Source organism: Pyrodictium delaneyi (genome assembly GCF_001412615.1).
GTDB classification, from domain to species: domain Archaea; phylum Thermoproteota; class Thermoprotei_A; order Sulfolobales; family Pyrodictiaceae; genus Pyrodictium; species Pyrodictium delaneyi.
Window position 1 is genome coordinate 11,798 of record NZ_CP013011.1, and the last position, 18,668, is coordinate 30,465.

Consider the following 18,668-nt stretch of genomic DNA (forward strand, 5'->3'; position numbering starts at 1 on the left):
AGGCCCGAGGCATGGAGCTGGGCTATCTCAACCACATAGTGTTCGGGGGTCTCGCGCTTTGGCCGGTAGCGTGCGGGTTAGGGCATATTCGAGTAGTGCTAACCTAGGCCCTGGCTTCGACGTTCTAGCAGTAGCACATACAGCCTATTACGATGAAGTGGAAGTAAGGCTTGAGCCGGGTACAGGCCAAGTAGTTGTGGAGTCCGTCTACGGTCCTTATGCGTCCCAAGCAGGAAGAGCTGACACTGCGAGAAGGGCTGTAGAAGAGCTGCTAAAGATAACCGGAACAGACGTGAGCAACCACGACATAGTTCTTCGCGTCTATAAAGGAGTCCCTCCTGGTAGAGGCCTTGGCAGCAGCGGTGCCTCAGCCGCTGCCGCTGTTAAGGCCGTCGAATTATTGCTCGACCTCAATGTATCAGATAGTATACTCGTAAAGGCAGCCGGCCGAGGCGAAGCTGCTGCTGCTGGTTCACCTCACTACGATAATGTTGCTGCAAGCCTACTCGGTGGCCTAACCATAGTCTCTTTCGATAAGGACGGGCAACTCTATGTATCCCGCATAGAGGTTGATGCTTGGTTTGCATTATTTGTACCAAAAATAGAGATAGGTTCGTCAAAAACAAAACTTATGAGGGAGATTCTGCCCCGCCAAGTCAGCCTTGACATAGCAGCCAGAAACTGGGGTAGATTGGCCATGTTAATCGCAGCTGCCATGAGGGGCGACCTCAGATTAATGGGTCACATGATGATGCAAGACGAAATCGTAGAACCAATTAGATCTAGATATATTCCATGCTATGATACTGTCGTAGAAGCTGCATTGGAGGCTGGAGCTCTAGGAGTAACCATTAGCGGAGCAGGCCCAGCGCTAATAGCACTAGCTTCGTCGCGCGAGGACGCGACAAGGATAGCCGAAGCAATGACGAGGAGCTGCAAGTGCTGCGAGATAGAGGATGTAAAAATAGCCCAGACAGCCGGGCCAGCAACAAAGGTAAAGTGGTGACACATCATGACGCGTTATAATGCTACGGGAGCGATTCACTCGTTAAGAAAGCCGATAGAGGCAAACGACATAATAGCTCCAATAAGTATCTCTGCTATATATAGATTCATAGAAGTGACTACGCCTCCTGTAGAGGAAATAAAGTATAGCCGTGAAAACAATCCTACAGTACTGCGGCTAGAAGAGGCCCTTGCCGCTGCTGAATCAGCTAAATGGTGTTTAGCATTTAACACTGGCATGTCCGCCATATCGGCATTAATGCTCAATGCATTACCCAACACCAAAAGGATCGTAGCAAGCCGGCTACTATACGGCTCTACTCGCACCCTACTAGAGAAAATTACAAGCCTTCGTGGAGACATAGAATTAGAGTATGCTGGACCGCCCTGGGATGAACTACTCTCAGCCATAAAGGGTTCAGACCTAGTATTCATAGAGACTGTTGGTAATCCTACTCTCCGTATACCACCCATAGACGAGATAATCAAGATATGCGGCCAAGAAGGCTGCACAGTTGTAGTGGACAACACTTTTGCTACACCTGTCATATATAGGCCGGTCGAAGCTGGCGCCGACATAGTAGTTGAGAGTATGACCAAGTACATAGGTGGCCACAACGACGTACTGGGCGGGCTGCTTTGTAGCAACCATATCAAGCTAAAGGAGAGTATATGGGAATGGAGAAAGCTCACAGGAACTATAATACAACCCCTCGATGCATATCTTGTAGCAAGAGGACTAAAGACACTACACCTTAGGGTGAAGTACTCCTCTGAAGCTGCCATGGAAATAGCCAAATGGCTAGCAGATAGGCCAGAAGTAGTCAAAGTACATTACCCAGGGCTTCCAGACCACCCAGACCATAGCATAGCTAGCAAGTTGTTCGACGGACTATATGGTGGCGTAGTCTCGTTCGAGATAAAGGGCGGTGCTGTGGCTGCCAAGAAATTCCTTAATGCACTAAAGACTATAGTACCCGCACCAAGCCTAGGCGGTACAGAGAGTATAGCCACATATCCTTACGAGAGCAGTCACAGGAATCTTAGCGAGGAGGAGAAACGTAAACTCGAGATAACACCAGGGCTCATAAGGCTAAGTGTGGGTCTCGAGAACGTTGAAGACTTAATAGCTGACATAGAAAATGCATTAAAAACATCGCAAAGCTAAGATACTAAACTCTACTCCATTAACACATTAAGTTAATTCTTATTCTACATACTCCCTAAGTATCTTCACTGCTTCGTCGAATAGCTGCGGAGACTCTAGCCCCCGGAGGCCCTCAAGTTTTTCTGCAAGACTAGCATCTCTCAATACTGTTCTCACCCATGCCGTTAGATACCCATTCTTAATCACATAGGAGAGTTCTTCGGGACTAACAATCCTATATACAACTATTGCCGCTAGCTGTTTCGTACTGAATACTCTTAGAGGAACAACCTGGCCCTGGACTACGAAGTAGAATGGCTCAACCATCTCCCGAGTAGGTTTGGCTTCAACATCTTCTCTAGGCTGTTGCCTTTCCTCTTCTATTTTCTCCGTTTCCGTGAAAAGAGCCAAGCCCTTATCGGTTATCTTTACTTTGTTCCCTATTTTTGTGACCAGACCGAGTTTTTCCAGTTCCGAGGCATACTTCCTAACCGTAGATGTCTTTATGCCCACGAGCGCTGCGAGTTCACTTACATCGCTCTCCTTTTTATCTGCAAGAATTTCGAGTATCTTCCTCTTCGTGGATGTGAGTTCTTTAAAAGACATGTTGATCTGCACCCCGCGGGGCTCTGTAGAGGCTATCTACATAATCAACTCCTTATAAGGTAATACCATCATGAATGTTTGAGAAAGCAAGTACCCTCTGCCCCAGGCCGCCATAACCCCCATTTTAGACGTGAGCAGCGACAAGCGTAACAGTAACCACTCTTAAAGGAACTCTACAAGGGGAAGCAATGAAGCTGCATAGTCTGGCTGCAGTAATCCTTTTAGCCACACTAGTCTTGAATCATGTGTCGCTCCTCGCTACCTCTATGGAGCCACTATATCAGTGGACTAGCACAGTGGAACTTCAGGTACCAGGTGTAGCATTAACACCCAACGGTTACATAGGCACCATGTCTAAGCTAATAGTAACTGTTGCATGGCCTGGAAAAGGTATAGTATACTTCTCTGCCGATCCACTAACAGAATTAGATACACAAGCTGCGGCAAGAATGGCGGCGCTTATAGCATCAATATTAGCTGGCGTAAATTACTATTCATACGACTACTTTATACGTTTAGAGTCAAATACATCTATAGTAGGCGGACCCAGTGCGAGCGGCGCTATGGCTGTAGCCATTCTTGCAGCACTACGTGGCATAAATGTACCGACAAACTTCTCCATGACAGGAATGGTTGATCCCGATGCCACTTTGGGGCCTGTTGGCGGCATCCCACAGAAACTCGAAGCTGCCGCTAGGGCAGGCGTGAAGGTCTTCGTCATACCCATTGGGGAACGCTATAGCACGGATCTTAATACGGGCGAGAAAGTAGACATAGTAGCTCTTGGGAGGGAACTAGGCGTCAACGTGATAGAGGCAAGCACTATAGCTGACGCTTATGAGATAGCAACCGGTGACAAGCTAACTCCCAAAAACGTTACACTCGACATCAGTTACCCGCCATGGCTTGTTTCAAGTCTCAATGAGAGCATTAACTTCTATAAGAAAACTGCACGCTCGAACATGACGTGTGCCGAGGAAGCACTATCTGGCCTATCAACATCTTTGGCCTCGTCTTTGGTAGATATACTGCGTGATGCCAAGCACAATATGGATGTAGGAACAAAACTGGAGGCTGCTGGAAAGCTCTATGCTGCTGCCTCTAGATACTTTGCAGCTGCTATCGAGACAACTTATGCATGCAACACTGCAAAAGCATATAGCTCGACTAACCCACTACAAGTGCTGACGAAATTGTCAATGAGCTATATAAATGAGACAACAGCTATACTCCAAAATGTCGAGAACAAGTTCAACGAGTCTCTAAGAGCTAATATGACCTCAATAACTGATGTACAACTTCAACTATACATAGCCTCTATGACTAGACTTCTGGACGCAAATAGCAGCCTAAACACTGCCTCAGCCCTGCTAGGCATAGCCGAGAAGGCTGCCAGCTACCAAGCATTACAAGCATTGAGTAGAGCGCTACAGGCAGCAATATACGCCTATTACAGGGCGTTGACCGCCAACCACTGGCTGACGCTGGCACTGCAAGCCGCAGACGATGGGGAGCCTATCAACCTAGACCTTCTATATAGGAGTGTAGAGACCTATACTTACTTTGCGGAATCAGCCGTAAACTATCTCCAAACCCTTGGTGTAAACATAGCAGATACAGCTGAGCAAATAGCGCTAGCAAAGGATGTAATACAACGAGGCATGGAGAGAAGAGACCCTGTCAAAGTATTACAAGCACTAGCTTACACAGTGAAGGGTTTAGCCGATGTTAATAGCCAGCTCCACGCAGTGTTCAATACAGGCATAGCTGTTCTCGATGCATCAAAGAGAAGTCTCTCCGTACTGCTACAAAGACTGGCAGATCTCAATGTCACACTGATACTCCCACTGCTCTACACAGAGTATGCCGACACGCTGGTTGACGTGAATGCCAAGCTAGGTCTGTATGTACAATCGTCAAGCTACGCATTACTACTTGCTTTAGTAGCAAATAAGCAAGCAGGAACCCCGATAACTGCTTTACAAGGTGGAGAGAAGTGCTCCTCAGAGACGATGACAGTCACGAAGACAACTACCATAGTAAACACTACTACAACTACAGTTGAAAAGACTATAACAGTTACTAGTACAACTACAACCACTGAGACTATCAGCAAAACCGTAGCTGGAGAGACTGGGTCTACAAGATCATCGCCAACTCTCCAGCTATTAAGCTACGTACTAGTAGCCGGAATAGCACTGGCTGTGGGTGTTGCATCAGAACGCATGAGAAGACAGCCATAATATGACTAACAGTTCATATGGAGCTAGGCCTAAACCCATGGCACGTCCCCGGGATCCTTGACGTTAATCATCACGCTGATTTTTAGCCCGAGACTCTGTAGAGCTTTACTGACATCCATACTGACACGCTCATAGTCTATTCTTACTGATCTCCGGATAGCCGCTGGATGTGATCTCCTCGGCACCCAGACAGTAATCTCAATTTCTACACCATCTGGCATCCTCTTGGAGGAAATGCCTGCAACACTATAGCCCACCATGCTGGCGAGAATACTCGCCGCCTTATACAGCGGTGTATCATGCATCAAGCTCTCTCTAGCAAGCGCCTCTGGGGTCCTAGAGAGATACACTGCCAGTTCACGCGAAAGCAGGAGCGCATATTCTACACGTGGATCGTCTAAATCAAGCTTGTGCAGTTTGTCCTCTAAACCAGCTCTAATCGCCAATGAGTATGCCTGAAGCACTGTACGCTGTGGCAGAGTCTCTATACCGCAGCCCGTAGCCGTTATAACTTCGGACTCAGCTACAATAGACGGTGCTCCTTTCCGTTTTACCAGCCAGGCCGCAGCTACTACCGAACTCCTACCACATCCGCGGAAGCAATGCACAAGTACCGGTTCATCCATCCTTCTAACGATATATGCCAACTCGGGAAGTGTTGGGGCATTGTACTCTCCTATAGGCCGCCAAACTAGCTTAACAGTACTCCCTAGGCTGCGTGGGTCGTAGCCGCCACCATATACGTGCTCTATGGGTGTTGCCAGCGACACTATGGTGTTAAACATTGAAATTATTTCCTCTACATCATCCGGCCTGGGCATTGGAGAGACCGCTATCCGGTTCTTCTCGAGCCAGTACAGCCTAAATCTCGGCGCTATGGAGGGAATAGGCTCCAATCCAGGCACCTCTACTCTGTATTCACCTCTACAGTCTTGTTGACTGTTGAGAACGGTATGTATCTTACATTGCAGCCTCTAACTGATGATAGCTTTGTATGCATCTCAGCTATCTTCCCCGAGGAGCCTTGCACAACGACTATCTCTGTACACAACCCGTTAACATGGATATGCGTAGTACTTAGGATTATATCCTTGTACTCATCGAGTATAGACGCTACCCTACCCCGGTCAAAGCTGCCAGAGATTATCATAACGCCGCTACACTCGTGGTCATACAGATAATGCTTATACTCGTTTAGAAATGACGCTACTGCATGCTCTACGAGCCTAGACCGGTCTGTCCGTAGCCGGGCAGCTAGAGCGTCAAGCTCCTCAGCCATACCGCTGGGGAGAGAGACGCCGAAACGTCTTCTCCGAGTCAACACTGTATACCTCCTATCGGGATTTAGCCACAAAGGCTACGTAAATGAGGAGCATGACTAGACCGGTTGCACCTGCGGGGGATAACCCCAGCATAAGGCTGAGTATGAGGCCTAGCCCGGCAGCGATCAGGGCTGTGGAGACTGATAGTAGTATAGCTTCACGGGCACTACGCGCATACATTGACGCCGCTGCACCAGGTAGTAGTATGAGGACGTGTTCCAGGACGAAGCCTACTATTTGAACCATTGTACTTACTACCACACCGACCATCGTGAAGAAGATTAGATCATGGAGCCATACTGGCATTCCTGTTATCTTCGCCAGATCCCTCTCAACGCCTAGGTATATCTGCTCTCTGTAGCTTAGTACAACTAGTATACATACTGCTAGAGCCGTAACTACAGCTATCCATGCCTCCCACGAGCTTACGAGCAGTGGGTCACCAAATACTATTGATGTTATGTCTGCCCCACCCGCTGTTGTCTTGGCGTAGTAGGCTAGTATGACGCTAGTAGAGGCCGAGAAAGAGACGAGAACCGAGGTGGCTATGTCGGGTTCCACACCACTAAATATCATATAGCCAGCCATATATACTAGCAGTACCGTCACGACTATCGTTGATATGTACGCTGAGGTATTCATACTGCCTGTCACTAGTATTGCTAGAAGTGCAGCTAGCAAAGCCGAGTGAGGAGTAGCCCCAGCAAGGAAGAAGAGTTTACGTGCTGCAACTAGGGCACTCAGCAACCCGAAGGCTAGCCCAGCAGCAAGTACAGCTAACGCCGGGTACACTGATATCCGGACATAATACATTGATAGCGACAAAATGGCAAGGATAGTGGCTATGACGAATACAACGACTTCTGCAATTCTCAACGTCGGTACCCCTATTACTTTGTCTGTAATATTTTGGCTAATACTTTGATTTCTTCCACTAATTGTTTCAATTTTTCTGGAATTGTTCCGGGTGCATAAGGGGATGGAACACGTAACACCGGCATATCGTACTCCTTTGCTAACTCGAGCAGCCCAGCATCTGTGCGGGTAGCCGGATTGTCGTTAAGCACTGCTATGGCTGCAACTGTTATCAGTTTATTCTTCATAAGTTTCCTAACTTGTTCTATATCATCCGGAGAGACCGGCACACCATGCTCCTTACTAAGAAGCTTTACAACATCTATCCCTAGCCAGTTTACTGCATACTGTATATAGGGAAGCGAAGCTACGGCCTTGACATGGACTCTAGGCGCATTATTAATAAGCTTCTCAACCTCCGCCTCAAGCATCGAGGCCTGGCCCAGATAGTGGCTACTACAACTTGGTCTTAGAGCAGCTAGTCTAGCTGCAACCTCCTTTAAGAACAAGACATAGTTGTGGGGATCGTATATTATCATGTGCGGATTTGCTACTCCTGTATCTGGATTGATGAGCAATCTCATACCCTTGATGCTTGGTATCTCCAGTAGCTTATCTTTACCTACTAGCGACCTAAGTTTTATCTCGAAGGACGCATGCCCCAGAGTTATTACTAGATCAGCTTTCTTCACGTGCTCTATATCGTCTATTGTGAGCTGATATTCGTGTGGATCTACGCTGGACGATGATATAACATAGATCTTGTCATCGCTACAGAGTAGCTGGGATACCTCGTTTTTCAGATTAGGAAAGCTAACAACTATGAGGAGACCGTCTTCTCTGTCACCGTCTGCGGAGCTATCCGTTTGCCTAATGGTATACATGGTTAATAGCGCTGTCAGGGCAAGAGTAGCTAGTATTAGCGGTACTAGTGGGCGCCACCTATCCATACATGTCTCCCGAGACATCATCTCTGTGCACACTGCTTATAATATTTCTCAAACAGTGTGCACAAGATGGGGTATAGCAGTGCAGGAAACATGTAAAGCAAAGGAGGTAGAACTCGTATCAGTTGAGGTATCGTTCAACTCTACTAAGGTACTTGAGGTAAACCATCTCCGCTTACAAGGGCCTGCCTTAGTGCAGGTGCTCGGCCCTAACGGTGCAGGAAAGACTACTCTATTGAAGACTATTCTGGGCCTCATTAGTCCTAGGAGAGGCCATGTCTTTGTATGTAGAGACAGTACGACAGGAAGACCGGATAGGGCTGGCCGTTTTATAGGCTATGTTCCTCAGCTTATTACCACCCTTAACCATTTCCCGGTAACTCCATGGGAAATAGTAGAGTACGAGATTATGGCGCGTAGTAGGAGTACACCTTTTCCCGGGAGAACAGGGAGCATTAGGGGCCGTGTAGAGGCCTCCTTGAGGGCTGTAGGCCTCCAGCCAGATGCTTGGTTTAAGCCTCTCCGCAGCCTTAGTGGCGGTCAGCGGCAACGTGCCTTTATAGCCAGAGCGCTTGTCCACGATCCTCCGATACTGTTGATGGATGAGCCGTTCTCCGCTGTCGATCCTGGAGGGAGGGTTGAGCTAGCAAAGCTAATAGCTTCGCTAGCTCGTAATCGCCTCGTCATAGTAACTAGTCATGATCCTATGCTTTTAATAGACTATACTGACCTAGTAGTCCTTGTTAACCGCAGAGTAGTAGCCGTTGGCGAGCCCCATGATGTGCTGAGAGAAGACATACTAGTAGAGGTTTATGGCGCCGCTATACTCCGTGTCGGAGATCATATACATATCAGTGATGAGCATAGAATAGTTGGCTAACAGTACAAAGCTCTAGCTCTTAACATACTCTTTATGCACTCACGGGGAAAGGAGCTGAGGAATGAGGCCATGAACCGCCGGTGCAGCCCGGATCTTGTCCTAGCAGATAACGCTCTAACGAGAGCCTTGAGAGATGCTCTAAAAGCTGTAAAAGATGAGTATCCCCTTCTCGATGAAAGTGTTGAAGAGATAGCTGTGTCTCGGAGGTTTACCCTTGTCCGGCTAGCCGGTGGAAGTATAGGTATCGCTTTCTCTGGCGAGTATGAACCGCCGCCAGAGGAGCTTATACTTGGGAGTGTTACTGTCTCTGAGCTAGCCCAATATGCGTGGAGACATCCTAGCCTCACTAGCCTCGCACTCGCCGCTGCAAACGCTGCTACCAATGTGTTGGTCGAAAAGAAGCCCCACTTGGAGGGTCTCATGTACGATAGAGATGTTGTTGACGTGGTTAATCCGGGGCCAGAGGAGTCTATAGCTCTTGTGGGATATGTACGAGGCATTGCACGCAAACTGGCCACGAGAGCAGGCAAGATTGTAGTCTACGAAGATAATCCCGTGCACCGGGCCTTTGCCCGCGAGGACGGGTTCATCACGTATCCGGGTAGTCAACTACTCCTAGACGCAGAAGACTATGATGTCATAATAGCTACTGGGGCAAGCCTTCTAGACCCTCGCATCATCGCCGTGTTCGCTAACGCAAAGAGGGCCCGTCTACGTGGCTTTGTCGGCCCGACATCGAGCTTCCATATAGCGGCTGCCAGACCTCTAGGTGCCGACTTCATAGCAGGGATAAGCATTCCTAGCAGCCACAGAGATACCGTGGCAAGACTCGTTAAGGCAGGCTACGGGTTTAAGCGTATATCACGCTTCGCGACGAAATGGATATGGTTACCGCCATAACTGCCGCTTTGGGTAGGCGAGGCCTGGAGCAGCGAAATAGTCAATAGCATCGGAAACCAGGAGAACATGGTATTCTTGGGGGCGATGAGGAGCGGTCACGGGACGGACCGCCCTCTGACCAGGAGACACGGCGGGCTGGTATGAGGAGCGCATTCCTTGTCCGAGGCCCTCCTAGAGCCCAGCGATATAACTGGGCAAGCATTATTCTAGGGTCTTCCACCTAGTGGATGAGGAGTGCCGAGTTCGCTGATGGATGCCCCGCGCGGCATAGCAGCCAGCTGATGAGGCCCTTGTGCAGGCTTCGAGCCGACACTTCACGGCTAGCCTGCTACCTACCCTTCACGATACTGTATATTATCTTCTCTACCTCGCTCCGCTCTACCTCATTGACCGGCGGCCTCCTGCCTACTGTGCAGCCTGCCTCTATTCTCCCGCGGCTACAGTACATAGCCTCACTTAGCTGCCCTCTAAGTTCGGCTGGCGGCAGTATCGCTGCCGCACGTAGATCGCCCTTACGCACATCCTTGAGGTTCGTGACTATGGTGTAGGTGAATATGCCCCGGGCACGCGTTATGTATAGGTTATCAGCATTAGGATGCTTAGCCACGCTGAGCACTTCAACACACTCGATATCCACCGCATAGAGGGGATCATTGTCGTCTCCCAAGCTCAGTCTTGCTGGGAGACCGTAGAGCGTCCTTATCGCATACTTTATCTCTGCTATAGTATGCCTGGTCTTCTGGTCTATCTGAGTCTTCTCCAGCCATTCCCGAGGCAGTAGTATTGCTGCTAGCTCCCGGGAGAGTTCCTGTAGTTTCTTGGTCGGCTCGCTATGGGCTAGCATAGTGGGCGGCATGAAGCTGAACTTTATCTGCATTAGCGTCGAGCGGACTTCGCCGTGTAGCTCGAGTGCTTTCTTCCAGTTGACTGGTATCGGTAGCTTCTTCGCCCTTATGATGGACTCCAGCATGCCTAGAGCGTGCTCAGCTACGAGTATCCTGTAATCGCTACGCGTATCACTCACGACTAGCACCCCGGAGAGGATATTCTCTCTCCGTTACTCCTCCATCTCGGCGAGTCGTTCAAGGGCTAGACGCATCTGTGCATACACTATGGGCTTCTTCGCTGTTATCTTCTGCACGAGTTCCTCGACGCTCTTAGCAAAGCTATAGAGGCCGTAGGGCGTGTAGAATACTTCGCTACAGTGCCACATGTGGGGTTTTAGTGACCCTTCGGCAACAGTCTTTGCATATATCCAGTCGTAGTAGCTGGCTACGGCTATGAGTACACCATCCCCGTCCCCACAGTATATTAGTGAGCATTCACTGCCGCTCTCTACCTCCACAGCTTTGCTGCAGGCCCCAGCCTTTCTTAGTTCCTCGATGAGCAATTCCGCCGACACACTCTCCCCTAGTGAAACCAGGCATGCCTAGCAGAAGAAGTCTATGTACCTAATTCTACTCACCGAGGAAGGGCCTCTAGAGGATAGTCAACCACAGGGATATGGGTAAAATAGAGGAACTGGACGCCAGCGCTAGTAGGCCCTGATGCTGCATTGTGCGATGCCGCGTCTGCATAGCCGTAGGGCTGCTTGGAGGTATTGCTCGCCGCGCTCGTACACCTCTATGAGGTCTATTACGTCTCTCTCTACTAGGTCTATTAGGAGCTCTTCTTCAATCCTTGTTAGACCTAGCTGCTCTCTACCTATCGCTGCTACCTCTATGCTCTCAGCGAGGCTGAGCGGCGCTTGGCTTATACCCGCAGCGGCAGCTATCCTCGAGGACAACTTCTCTATGAGCCGCTGCATGTTGCTAAGCTTCTCGTAGGCTTTACGCACGTTAGCCGCTACTAGCCCCAGCTCTTCTAGGTCGTTGGCTTCGCGGAGCGTCTCAGCAGCATCATATGCTGATATGACGCTTGTGAGCACTTGTGATAGCCACCTACAATACGGAGCCTCTGGCCCCATACGCTCGCGGCACATTTGTAGCGCTTCTGAGAGGTCGGCTAGGCTCGAGGTTAGCGTGTCAAGCAGCTGAGCTATCTCTGTAAGCCTTGACGTGACTGTTTCGAGGTGAGCTAGGCTCGTATCTAGACTATCGGAGCCGACCAGTCTAGCTACTAACATTACTATGTCGTGAACCTTTGCTATTTCCTTTGACTCTAGTCTACGGGCCGCCTCGTATACCTGGACTAGCTGTTTGCTAATGCTCTCCCACCGGGTTGCGATACGCTCCGCGTTATTAATCAAGTCTCCAGCTCTCTCGGCACCCGCTGATAGCAGCGAATACACTATCGGCGTTAGAGGTCCACCCGCTCTCACTACTGCTACAAGTAGTCCCATGCTCTGAGGTGATGGACACTCCTCGACATCAAGCGTAGACCCCGTAATGCTGTGCGCGAGTACCCGGAGTACGCGCTGGCACGCTGTCAGCGACGCCTCGCGTGCCTTGTCATAGTTTGATGCTGCTGTGTAGTCCTTAACAGAGCGTAGTAGATGCGCTACTTCTTGTCGTAGGCTTTCTGGCGCAACTTGCAGTGCTGTATTTACAGCTTCTATGTTCCCTGCTATCTCTTTCAGCGTCTCCTCTATGCTCTGTTGAGAGCTTAGCATTGCCTCGTATTCTTGGACTAACTTCTCTAAAGCCCACGCCACAGGTAATCACCCTACTATGGCTTCTTCCCTAGCCTCTTTGCGTGCTTGGTCAACGAGAGGTTGAGATGGAATAATTCGGTCTATGGCCTCGATTATCTTACTCTTGAGCTCTTCAATTCCTGAACCACCTTTCTCGGAGAGCATCTTCAGCTTGTTCACTAGGCTGACTGCCGTGGATAGGTACTGGACAGCTTCAGCGAGACTGCTCATATTGGATAGATCACTAGTTATCGCCTCTAGCGCTTTCTTACGCAGCTTGTCAGGCAGCTCCTCGAGGTTAGCCTCGAGGCTTCCATAGATCCTATAGACGGCGGCTAGGTCCTCGGCCAGCTTAGATGCCACAGTACCTATAGGCGATACAACCATTGCTGCTATGGAGAGTGCTGCTGAATTGCTTCTTGCTATTTCCTCGGCTTTGGACACTATTGCTTTCATCTCTTCTATGATGTTTGCTGCCTCCTCTAGGACGCCGGCGCGGGGGACGTGTTCAACATAGGCTGCTAGTCTCTCTGCCAGTGATGATATCTCGCTGAGACCGGCTTCCGGCTGGTACTCTTCTAGGCCCAGCAGTATTGCTACTAGCCGTGCTATGCTGGGGCCACGTGCCTGGCCACGTTCTCCACAAGAGGGTGATACGCGCCCTACGAGCGTGTACCCTTTCTCCTCAAGCTCCTCGTAGATTTCGGCTATACTGCTGTAAGCCTTGGAGACAGGTTTTGTCCTGGAAGCGCTGTAGTCTACACCAGCTATTCTAGATGCTTTCTCGGCTAGTGAGCGTGCCCGTTGCTGTAGCGTTGCAAGCTCCGACACTATCTTCCCGGCCGGCTCGGGGCCTAGATCACGAATCAATGCTGCAACTGCATAGCCTATCTCACCATAGTCTTGCTCCACGACGTGAGCCCGAGTCTCTATGCTGGCCAGCTCCTGGCCAGCCTTGGAGGCGAGTACCTCTATCACTAGGCTACGTAGGAGGTCTGCGTAGAGGTTCACCGTCCGCCGGTCGTGACCGGTTAGGTTCTCTGGCAGACACCCAGCAGTTGCTATGGAGAAGCCATAGAGGAGTGAGTATACGAACAGGCTTAGCCGCGGCCCTGCTTCGACCACCAGGCTCCCGGTGAGGGCCGCAGCAGCCTCCAGCAGCCGCGGCACTTGTTTCTCTCGTCGTCCAGCATCCGGCTCTATGACGAGTACTACTAGAGGCTCTCCTGAGAGCATTTTGCAAGCGAGTTCTTGGGCATAGGATTGCAGGCTACGAGCCGGGGCTACTACTAGCTTCAGCCCCCGCTTTTCGAGAAGCTCGTTGAGGCCCAGGAACTCTGAGAGCCTAGAACTATACTCCATTAGCTCGCCGAGCGCTAGGCTGTTAACAACCTCCACTACCTGGCTTGGACCGGTTCTCCGGGCACAACCTACTAGGGGCGAGCTACTTGCCATCGGGTAGAGTCGCGCCACCATGCTGGGCCGTAGCGCTGCTACCGGCTCGCTGAATCTCTCTATAGGCGGACTCAAGAGATCGGGGTTCAAGGCTTCAATAAGCTGGGCAGCGTGGGGATCATCACCATATATCTCCCGGGCGACATCTGCAGCTATTGTGAATAGCTCGCGCAGCGCCTGCGGGTCGTATACTATGAGCCCGTCCCGGCTCCACGCCAGCGCCGCATGCTCTAGCGCCGAGACAGCATGCTCGACCGAGGAGGCCTGGAAGCCCTTCGCACGCGCATAACGCGTCATCCAAGCCTCTGCTTCAGAGAGGAGATCTTCTACACGGACCGCCGTCCTAGAGTAGACTACAGCAAGGTTAGCCTCGGGCAGAACCTCGTAGCCTAGCAGCCTGCTTAGCAGTGAGAGAGGAACAGGGCCCGGGAGGACCGCGAGGAGCGGAATCATCTTCTTGTCCTCTATGAGCCTGCGGACCTCCCGGTAGCCTGTTTTGTCGAAGAGGGGTACCCCCTCCACTATCTCGCGTGCAAGCGCTTCCTCGCCGAGAAGAACCGTTTCAACATGTTCGGGACCCTGCTTGAGCGCTGCAGCGAGCTTACCGACCACTGTGTCTACTAGCATGCGGGCCCACGCTATACGTCCCTTGGAAGCCCACCACACCATGTTAGCGAGGAGGCTTGCAGCATCAGCCAGTTCACCGCCTAGGATCTCAACTACCATGCGCTCTATTACGGGCTTAGGGAGTAATGGAAGCGTGAATATCCTGCTACGCCACGCTACGGGGCCAAAGACGGCCTCCTTGAGCGTTGAAGAGGGGCCGAGGGCCAGCACCACGTATACTTTGGTGCTATGAGTTCTTATGGCCTCAGCCACGCCACGGAAGGGCGATGTCTCGTACTCAACAATACCTCTCAGCAGGTCATAGCTCTCCTCGACTTCATCCACAAGGAGGACAACAACCCCACTTGCCTCGCCGAGCTTTTCCCGGGCATACTCCTCTAGTATCCTGGGCAGCTCCGACTCATGAACACTACCATAGCGTTCAACTATGTACTCCACTATGTCTGCTAGCTCAACCCGAAGCGCTGCTGCACCAATACTCTTTGCAAAGGTCTCTAGGTGCCGTAGAAGCGTAGTCTTGCCGGATCCATAGGGAGCCACAACCACCGGCATCCAGTACTCGTCGGCACCACCCTCAACATAGCTACGAATTAACCCCTCAAGCTCAACTCTTATCCGTCGATGCTCCTCGCTTAAATCACACCATCCCGTTTCAAGACAGCCGGGCTCCAATCAGAGAGTCCCCTTAGCGAGAAATACTGTCTAACCGCCAAGCCGGAGTAGTAAAAACCCTCAGACCCATACACCTTCCTTGACTGGAAGTGATGACCCCGCGCCTCCAGAGCCCAGATCAGCTATTCCGGGCAATCGGGCTGTGAAGAGGGTCTTGAGTGCTGATCTACAAAACACGAGAAGAATTCTGGCCATAAACGCTGTTATGGCGCTAATTACTCATTGCTCTGCACCACCCAGCTGATAGAGGAGCAAAACGCTCACTTCTCTATCTACCACTGCCTTTAACCTAGCACGGATAACACAATGTGCTGTCCTAGACCAGCTATAATACAACCATCAAGATCCGCATCGTGAATTTGAGAAGCGTGAAGCCATGCTACCGTGATAGTTGGAGAAAAGAGGCCGAAACACATAATGAATGTTGCCACTAAAGGTGTAGCAGGCGGGTTAGAGCTTCCATAGACGAGTAATAGGTTGTTGAAATGATTATTCTTCTACTTTTACGTCTTTGTGTGTCTCCCATACTCCATGGAGGTTGCAGTAGCTTAGGACGTAGAGTGTACCACTCTTCTCCAGCCTTATGGTTATCGTTATCTCTGGCTCTGCGTAGACGGGCTCTAGGTCTATCGTCGCTATGTGTATTGGGTTGAATGCGCGGCCCTCTTCGCTGAACCAGATCTCTATGCGGCGTATCGAGTGCTGTACCTGGTTGGGGTGCGGACCTACCTTTATTGTTATCTTGAAGGGTTCGCCCTTCTTGACTGTGTCTGGTGCCTCGATCTTAGGCGCATGTGTCTCTGCCTTAGAGGCAGCCGGGCCCGTTGTCTCGGGTGTGTATATTAGTTCTCCGAATGGCTTGGCCATGACTATCGGCCTCCAGTTTAACAGGAGTTAACTAGCGTTGGATAAAAGTGTAGCGGGCATCAGAGCGTTTTTAGGAGAAGTAAGTGCTGTAAGGGTGGCTCTAGTCCTTGGAGATCGTATTAGAGGTGCCAGTGTTCAGAGAGTGTCTGATTGTCCGAAGGCTTAACCGCTTCGTGATCGAAGTCGAGATAAATGGTTCTAGAGAGATGGCCCATAACACGAATACTGGGCGGCTCACAGACGTGCTTGTACCCAAGCGTACCGGGTTATGCATACCGCTAAAGAGGCCGAGAAGGACGCGGTTCCGCCTGTTTGCTGTCGAGTATCGGGGCGGCTACGCCATTATCGATACTCGGCTGCAGGAGGATGCATTCGCTGCTGCTGTGGACCGTGGACTTCTCCCGTGGGCCACCAGCTGCCATGTAGCTTCTAGGAGGCCGCAACTCGGCTCCTCAGTACTCGACTTCCTACTAGACTGCAACGGCTCGGAGATCTATGTTGAGACTAAGAGTGCTGTACTCATGGGCCCTGGAGACATTGCTATGTACCCCGACTGCCCTACTGAACGAGGCCGAAGACACATACGCGAGATAATAGCGCATGCTAAGAGAGGCGTGAAGATAGCGCTAGTGTTCATCGCCGCCTTGCCGGGCGCCCGGGGGTTCACACCTAACCCGGAAGGTGACCCGGAGATTCCCGGCCTCGTGCGAAGAGCTGTAGAGGCTGGTGTAATTGTCAAGGCTCTGGGGCTTGATTTTGATGCTGGGCGGCGAGGGGTCAGGCTTTATGCTCCTAGTCTCCCAGTTGTACTTGCCTAACTGCTTCAGCAAGGGGCCTTAGGCCTCGACTGTCTGGGGACTGCTATACGTATCTCGGGGGCTGGGGCGGCGTGGCTGTACTTAATGTGTATAAGTTACTCCTAGTAGACCTCGACGGCGTGGTATGGCGAGGATCTAGGCTCCTCCGGGAGAATATTGAGTGGTTGAGGCGTGCTAGGAGTAGTGGCATTAGTGTAGTATTCGTGTCAAATAACTCGACTCGGAGCCGCCGCGTCTATGCCGAGAGGCTTACTCGCATCATGGGCTTTGAGGTCGGAATTGAGGATATAGTTACGAGTGGTTACGCTGTGGCCCGCTGGCTACGCGAGACTAGCGGTCCTTCCCGAGTTCTTGTTGTAGGCGAGGAGGGGCTTGTAGAGGAACTCCTACAGCAGGGCCACTGGGTACTCAGCATAGGTGATGGCGCACGTTGTCCCGTAGACTATGTAGTGGTCGGGCTCGACCGTAACCTGACATATGCCAGGTTGCGTGCTGCCCACCGCGCCATAAGACAGTGTGGTGCACGCCTAGTAGCCGCCAATGACGACGCCTCCGTCCCTGTAGAGAATGGTGACGAGCCTGGAGCCGGCGCCGTACTTGCCGCCCTAGAGCGTTCAACCGGCGTGAAAGCGGCCTTCATAGCCGGTAAGCCTAATCCCTACATGTACGAGCTGGTCTTGAAGCAGAGAGGAGTAGAACCACGCCAAGCGCTAGTAATTGGTGATCGGTGCGACACTGATATCGCTGCTGCAGAGAAGCTCGGGATCGACAGCGTGCTCGTGCTCACAGGTGTCGCTGGGGAGCGGGGAGAACGTTGCAAGGCGACATACGTGGTTGATACCCTCGCCGATCTGGACCAGTACTGAGGTGCCAGGATCTTCTACACACAGCGTGTCATCGCCCCATCAATGACTATCGTAGACCCGTTTATGTAGCTAGAAATACTACTTAGAAGGAAAGCTATCAGGCCTGCTATCTCCCGTGGTTCTCCGACCCTTCTCATCGGCGTGGGCTCTATCACCCATTTGCGCCACGCTTGCTCGAAATCCACGCCTTTCATCTCTGCAAGCCTTCTGATATTGCTGCGTGCACCTGGCGTATCAAAACTACCCATCAACACTGTGTTCGCGCGGATACCACGACCCCCATACTGTCTAGCAATAGTCTTAGCGAGCTGTACGAGGCCTGCACGCGCTGTATCGGCTAGTACAAAGTGAGACATAGGCTCCTTGACAGTGACCGAGGAGAGGTAGATGAACACACCTCGCCCCTGGTCCAGGAAGCGGGGTAGTAGTAGGCTTGTCAGATAGCCTGGTGCTATGAGGTGAAGCTGTGCTGCCTCGAGCCAGTCCTCATATCCAGCCTCATGGAGGTAGCACGGCTCGCAGCCTATGTTTCCCGCGTTGAATACTAATGCGTCAAGCCCTCCGAGTCTACTCCAAGCCTCCTCCACAAGCCTCTCTAGATCCTCACGCCTTCTTAGATCCACGGATATGCCTATAGGTTCTACCCTAGCTGTCTTGCTAATCTCTTCTGCCGCTCTAGCTACCGATTCACGTCTACGTCCTACAATTGCTACTCTTGCACCCCATTCAGCTAAGCCGCGGGCCACGTAGAACCCTATGCCACGTGTAGATGCGGTAACGAGCACACGTAAACCGTCCAGTCTGAAGGATGCACTCAAGGAGCCTC

18 protein-coding genes are annotated in these 18,668 nt (G+C 51.1%); 7 read left to right on the forward strand and 11 right to left on the reverse strand.

Annotated elements, in window-relative coordinates; all coding sequences use genetic code 11:
* Positions 1-58: 58 nt before the first annotated feature.
* Both Pyrde_RS00110 and Pyrde_RS00115 read left to right on the forward strand, forming a co-directional pair.
* Positions 59-1,006 (forward strand): homoserine kinase, encoded by a 948-nt coding sequence (locus Pyrde_RS00110; RefSeq protein WP_055407166.1) that lies wholly within the window; start codon positions 59-61, stop codon positions 1,004-1,006.
* 6 nt (positions 1,007-1,012) lie between these two features.
* Positions 1,013-2,173 (forward strand): trans-sulfuration enzyme family protein, encoded by a 1,161-nt coding sequence (locus tag Pyrde_RS00115; protein ID WP_055407169.1) that lies wholly within the window; start codon positions 1,013-1,015, stop codon positions 2,171-2,173.
* Positions 2,174-2,212: 39 nt separating this feature from the next.
* Here Pyrde_RS00115 and Pyrde_RS00120 read toward each other — a convergent pair whose 3' ends face one another.
* Positions 2,213-2,758, reverse strand: a complete 546-nt coding sequence (locus tag Pyrde_RS00120; RefSeq protein ID WP_156327972.1) for a winged helix-turn-helix transcriptional regulator — start codon at positions 2,756-2,758, stop codon at positions 2,213-2,215.
* A 188-nt stretch (positions 2,759-2,946) separates the two neighbouring features.
* Between Pyrde_RS00120 and Pyrde_RS00125 the strand changes: the two genes are divergently transcribed.
* Positions 2,947-5,001 (forward strand): S16 family serine protease, encoded by a 2,055-nt coding sequence (locus Pyrde_RS00125; RefSeq protein ID WP_055407173.1) that lies wholly within the window; start codon positions 2,947-2,949, stop codon positions 4,999-5,001.
* 29 nt (positions 5,002-5,030) lie between these two features.
* Here Pyrde_RS00125 and Pyrde_RS00130 read toward each other — a convergent pair whose 3' ends face one another.
* The 4 genes from Pyrde_RS00130 to Pyrde_RS00145 are packed head-to-tail and all read right to left on the reverse strand — an operon-like array spanning position 5,031 to position 8,128.
* Positions 5,031-5,897 (reverse strand): protein-tyrosine phosphatase family protein, encoded by an 867-nt coding sequence (locus tag Pyrde_RS00130; RefSeq protein ID WP_055407175.1) that lies wholly within the window; start codon positions 5,895-5,897, stop codon positions 5,031-5,033.
* Positions 5,898-5,908: 11 nt separating this feature from the next.
* Positions 5,909-6,322: a CopG family ribbon-helix-helix protein gene (locus Pyrde_RS00135; RefSeq protein ID WP_143522097.1), complete on the reverse strand. Its 414-nt coding sequence runs from the start codon at positions 6,320-6,322 to the stop codon at positions 5,909-5,911.
* A gap of 13 nt (positions 6,323-6,335) precedes the next feature.
* Positions 6,336-7,199, reverse strand: coding sequence for a metal ABC transporter permease (locus Pyrde_RS00140; protein WP_143522096.1), 864 nt, complete (start codon positions 7,197-7,199; stop codon positions 6,336-6,338).
* A 14-nt stretch (positions 7,200-7,213) separates the two neighbouring features.
* Positions 7,214-8,128, reverse strand: coding sequence for a metal ABC transporter substrate-binding protein (locus Pyrde_RS00145; RefSeq protein ID WP_055407180.1), 915 nt, complete (start codon positions 8,126-8,128; stop codon positions 7,214-7,216).
* Between the two features lie 79 nt (positions 8,129-8,207).
* Between Pyrde_RS00145 and Pyrde_RS00150 the strand changes: the two genes are divergently transcribed.
* Together Pyrde_RS00150 and Pyrde_RS00155 are read left to right on the forward strand one after the other, a co-directional pair.
* On the forward strand, positions 8,208-9,005 hold the full coding sequence (locus Pyrde_RS00150) for a metal ABC transporter ATP-binding protein (RefSeq protein WP_055407181.1): 798 nt from the start codon (positions 8,208-8,210) through the stop codon (positions 9,003-9,005).
* A 69-nt stretch (positions 9,006-9,074) separates the two neighbouring features.
* On the forward strand, positions 9,075-9,905 hold the full coding sequence (locus tag Pyrde_RS00155; RefSeq protein ID WP_231656752.1) for a Rossmann-like domain-containing protein: 831 nt from the start codon (positions 9,075-9,077) through the stop codon (positions 9,903-9,905).
* A gap of 328 nt (positions 9,906-10,233) precedes the next feature.
* Here Pyrde_RS00155 and Pyrde_RS00160 read toward each other — a convergent pair whose 3' ends face one another.
* From Pyrde_RS00160 to Pyrde_RS00180, 5 genes are all read right to left on the reverse strand, one after another.
* Complete coding sequence (locus Pyrde_RS00160) at positions 10,234-10,929, reverse strand: RNA-binding protein (protein ID WP_055410523.1); 696 nt, start codon at positions 10,927-10,929, stop codon at positions 10,234-10,236.
* Positions 10,930-10,962: 33 nt separating this feature from the next.
* Entirely contained in the window at positions 10,963-11,307 is a 345-nt protein-coding gene (locus Pyrde_RS00165; protein WP_055407183.1) for a hypothetical protein, read from the reverse strand.
* Positions 11,308-11,439: 132 nt separating this feature from the next.
* On the reverse strand, positions 11,440-12,558 hold the full coding sequence (locus Pyrde_RS00170; protein ID WP_055407184.1) for a hypothetical protein: 1,119 nt from the start codon (positions 12,556-12,558) through the stop codon (positions 11,440-11,442).
* Between the two features lie 6 nt (positions 12,559-12,564).
* Entirely contained in the window at positions 12,565-15,291 is a 2,727-nt protein-coding gene (locus tag Pyrde_RS00175) for a hypothetical protein (protein WP_055407185.1), read from the reverse strand.
* Positions 15,292-15,780: 489 nt separating this feature from the next.
* A complete protein-coding gene (locus Pyrde_RS00180; protein ID WP_055407186.1) occupies positions 15,781-16,158 on the reverse strand; it encodes a class II SORL domain-containing protein in 378 nt (125 codons plus the stop codon).
* A 107-nt stretch (positions 16,159-16,265) separates the two neighbouring features.
* On the opposite strand from Pyrde_RS00180, the gene sfsA reads away from it, so the two are divergent.
* Both sfsA and Pyrde_RS00190 read left to right on the forward strand, forming a co-directional pair.
* Positions 16,266-16,976 carry a DNA/RNA nuclease SfsA gene (gene sfsA / locus Pyrde_RS00185; RefSeq protein ID WP_055407187.1) on the forward strand — a complete coding sequence of 237 codons (711 nt, stop codon included), beginning with the start codon at positions 16,266-16,268 and terminating at the stop codon, positions 16,974-16,976.
* A 71-nt stretch (positions 16,977-17,047) separates the two neighbouring features.
* Entirely contained in the window at positions 17,048-17,842 is a 795-nt protein-coding gene (locus Pyrde_RS00190; RefSeq protein ID WP_055407188.1) for an HAD-IIA family hydrolase, read from the forward strand.
* A gap of 14 nt (positions 17,843-17,856) precedes the next feature.
* On the opposite strand, the gene Pyrde_RS00195 is transcribed toward Pyrde_RS00190, so the two are convergent.
* Positions 17,857-18,660 (reverse strand): SDR family oxidoreductase, encoded by an 804-nt coding sequence (locus tag Pyrde_RS00195; protein WP_231656753.1) that lies wholly within the window; start codon positions 18,658-18,660, stop codon positions 17,857-17,859.
* Positions 18,661-18,668: the final 8 nt, after the last annotated feature.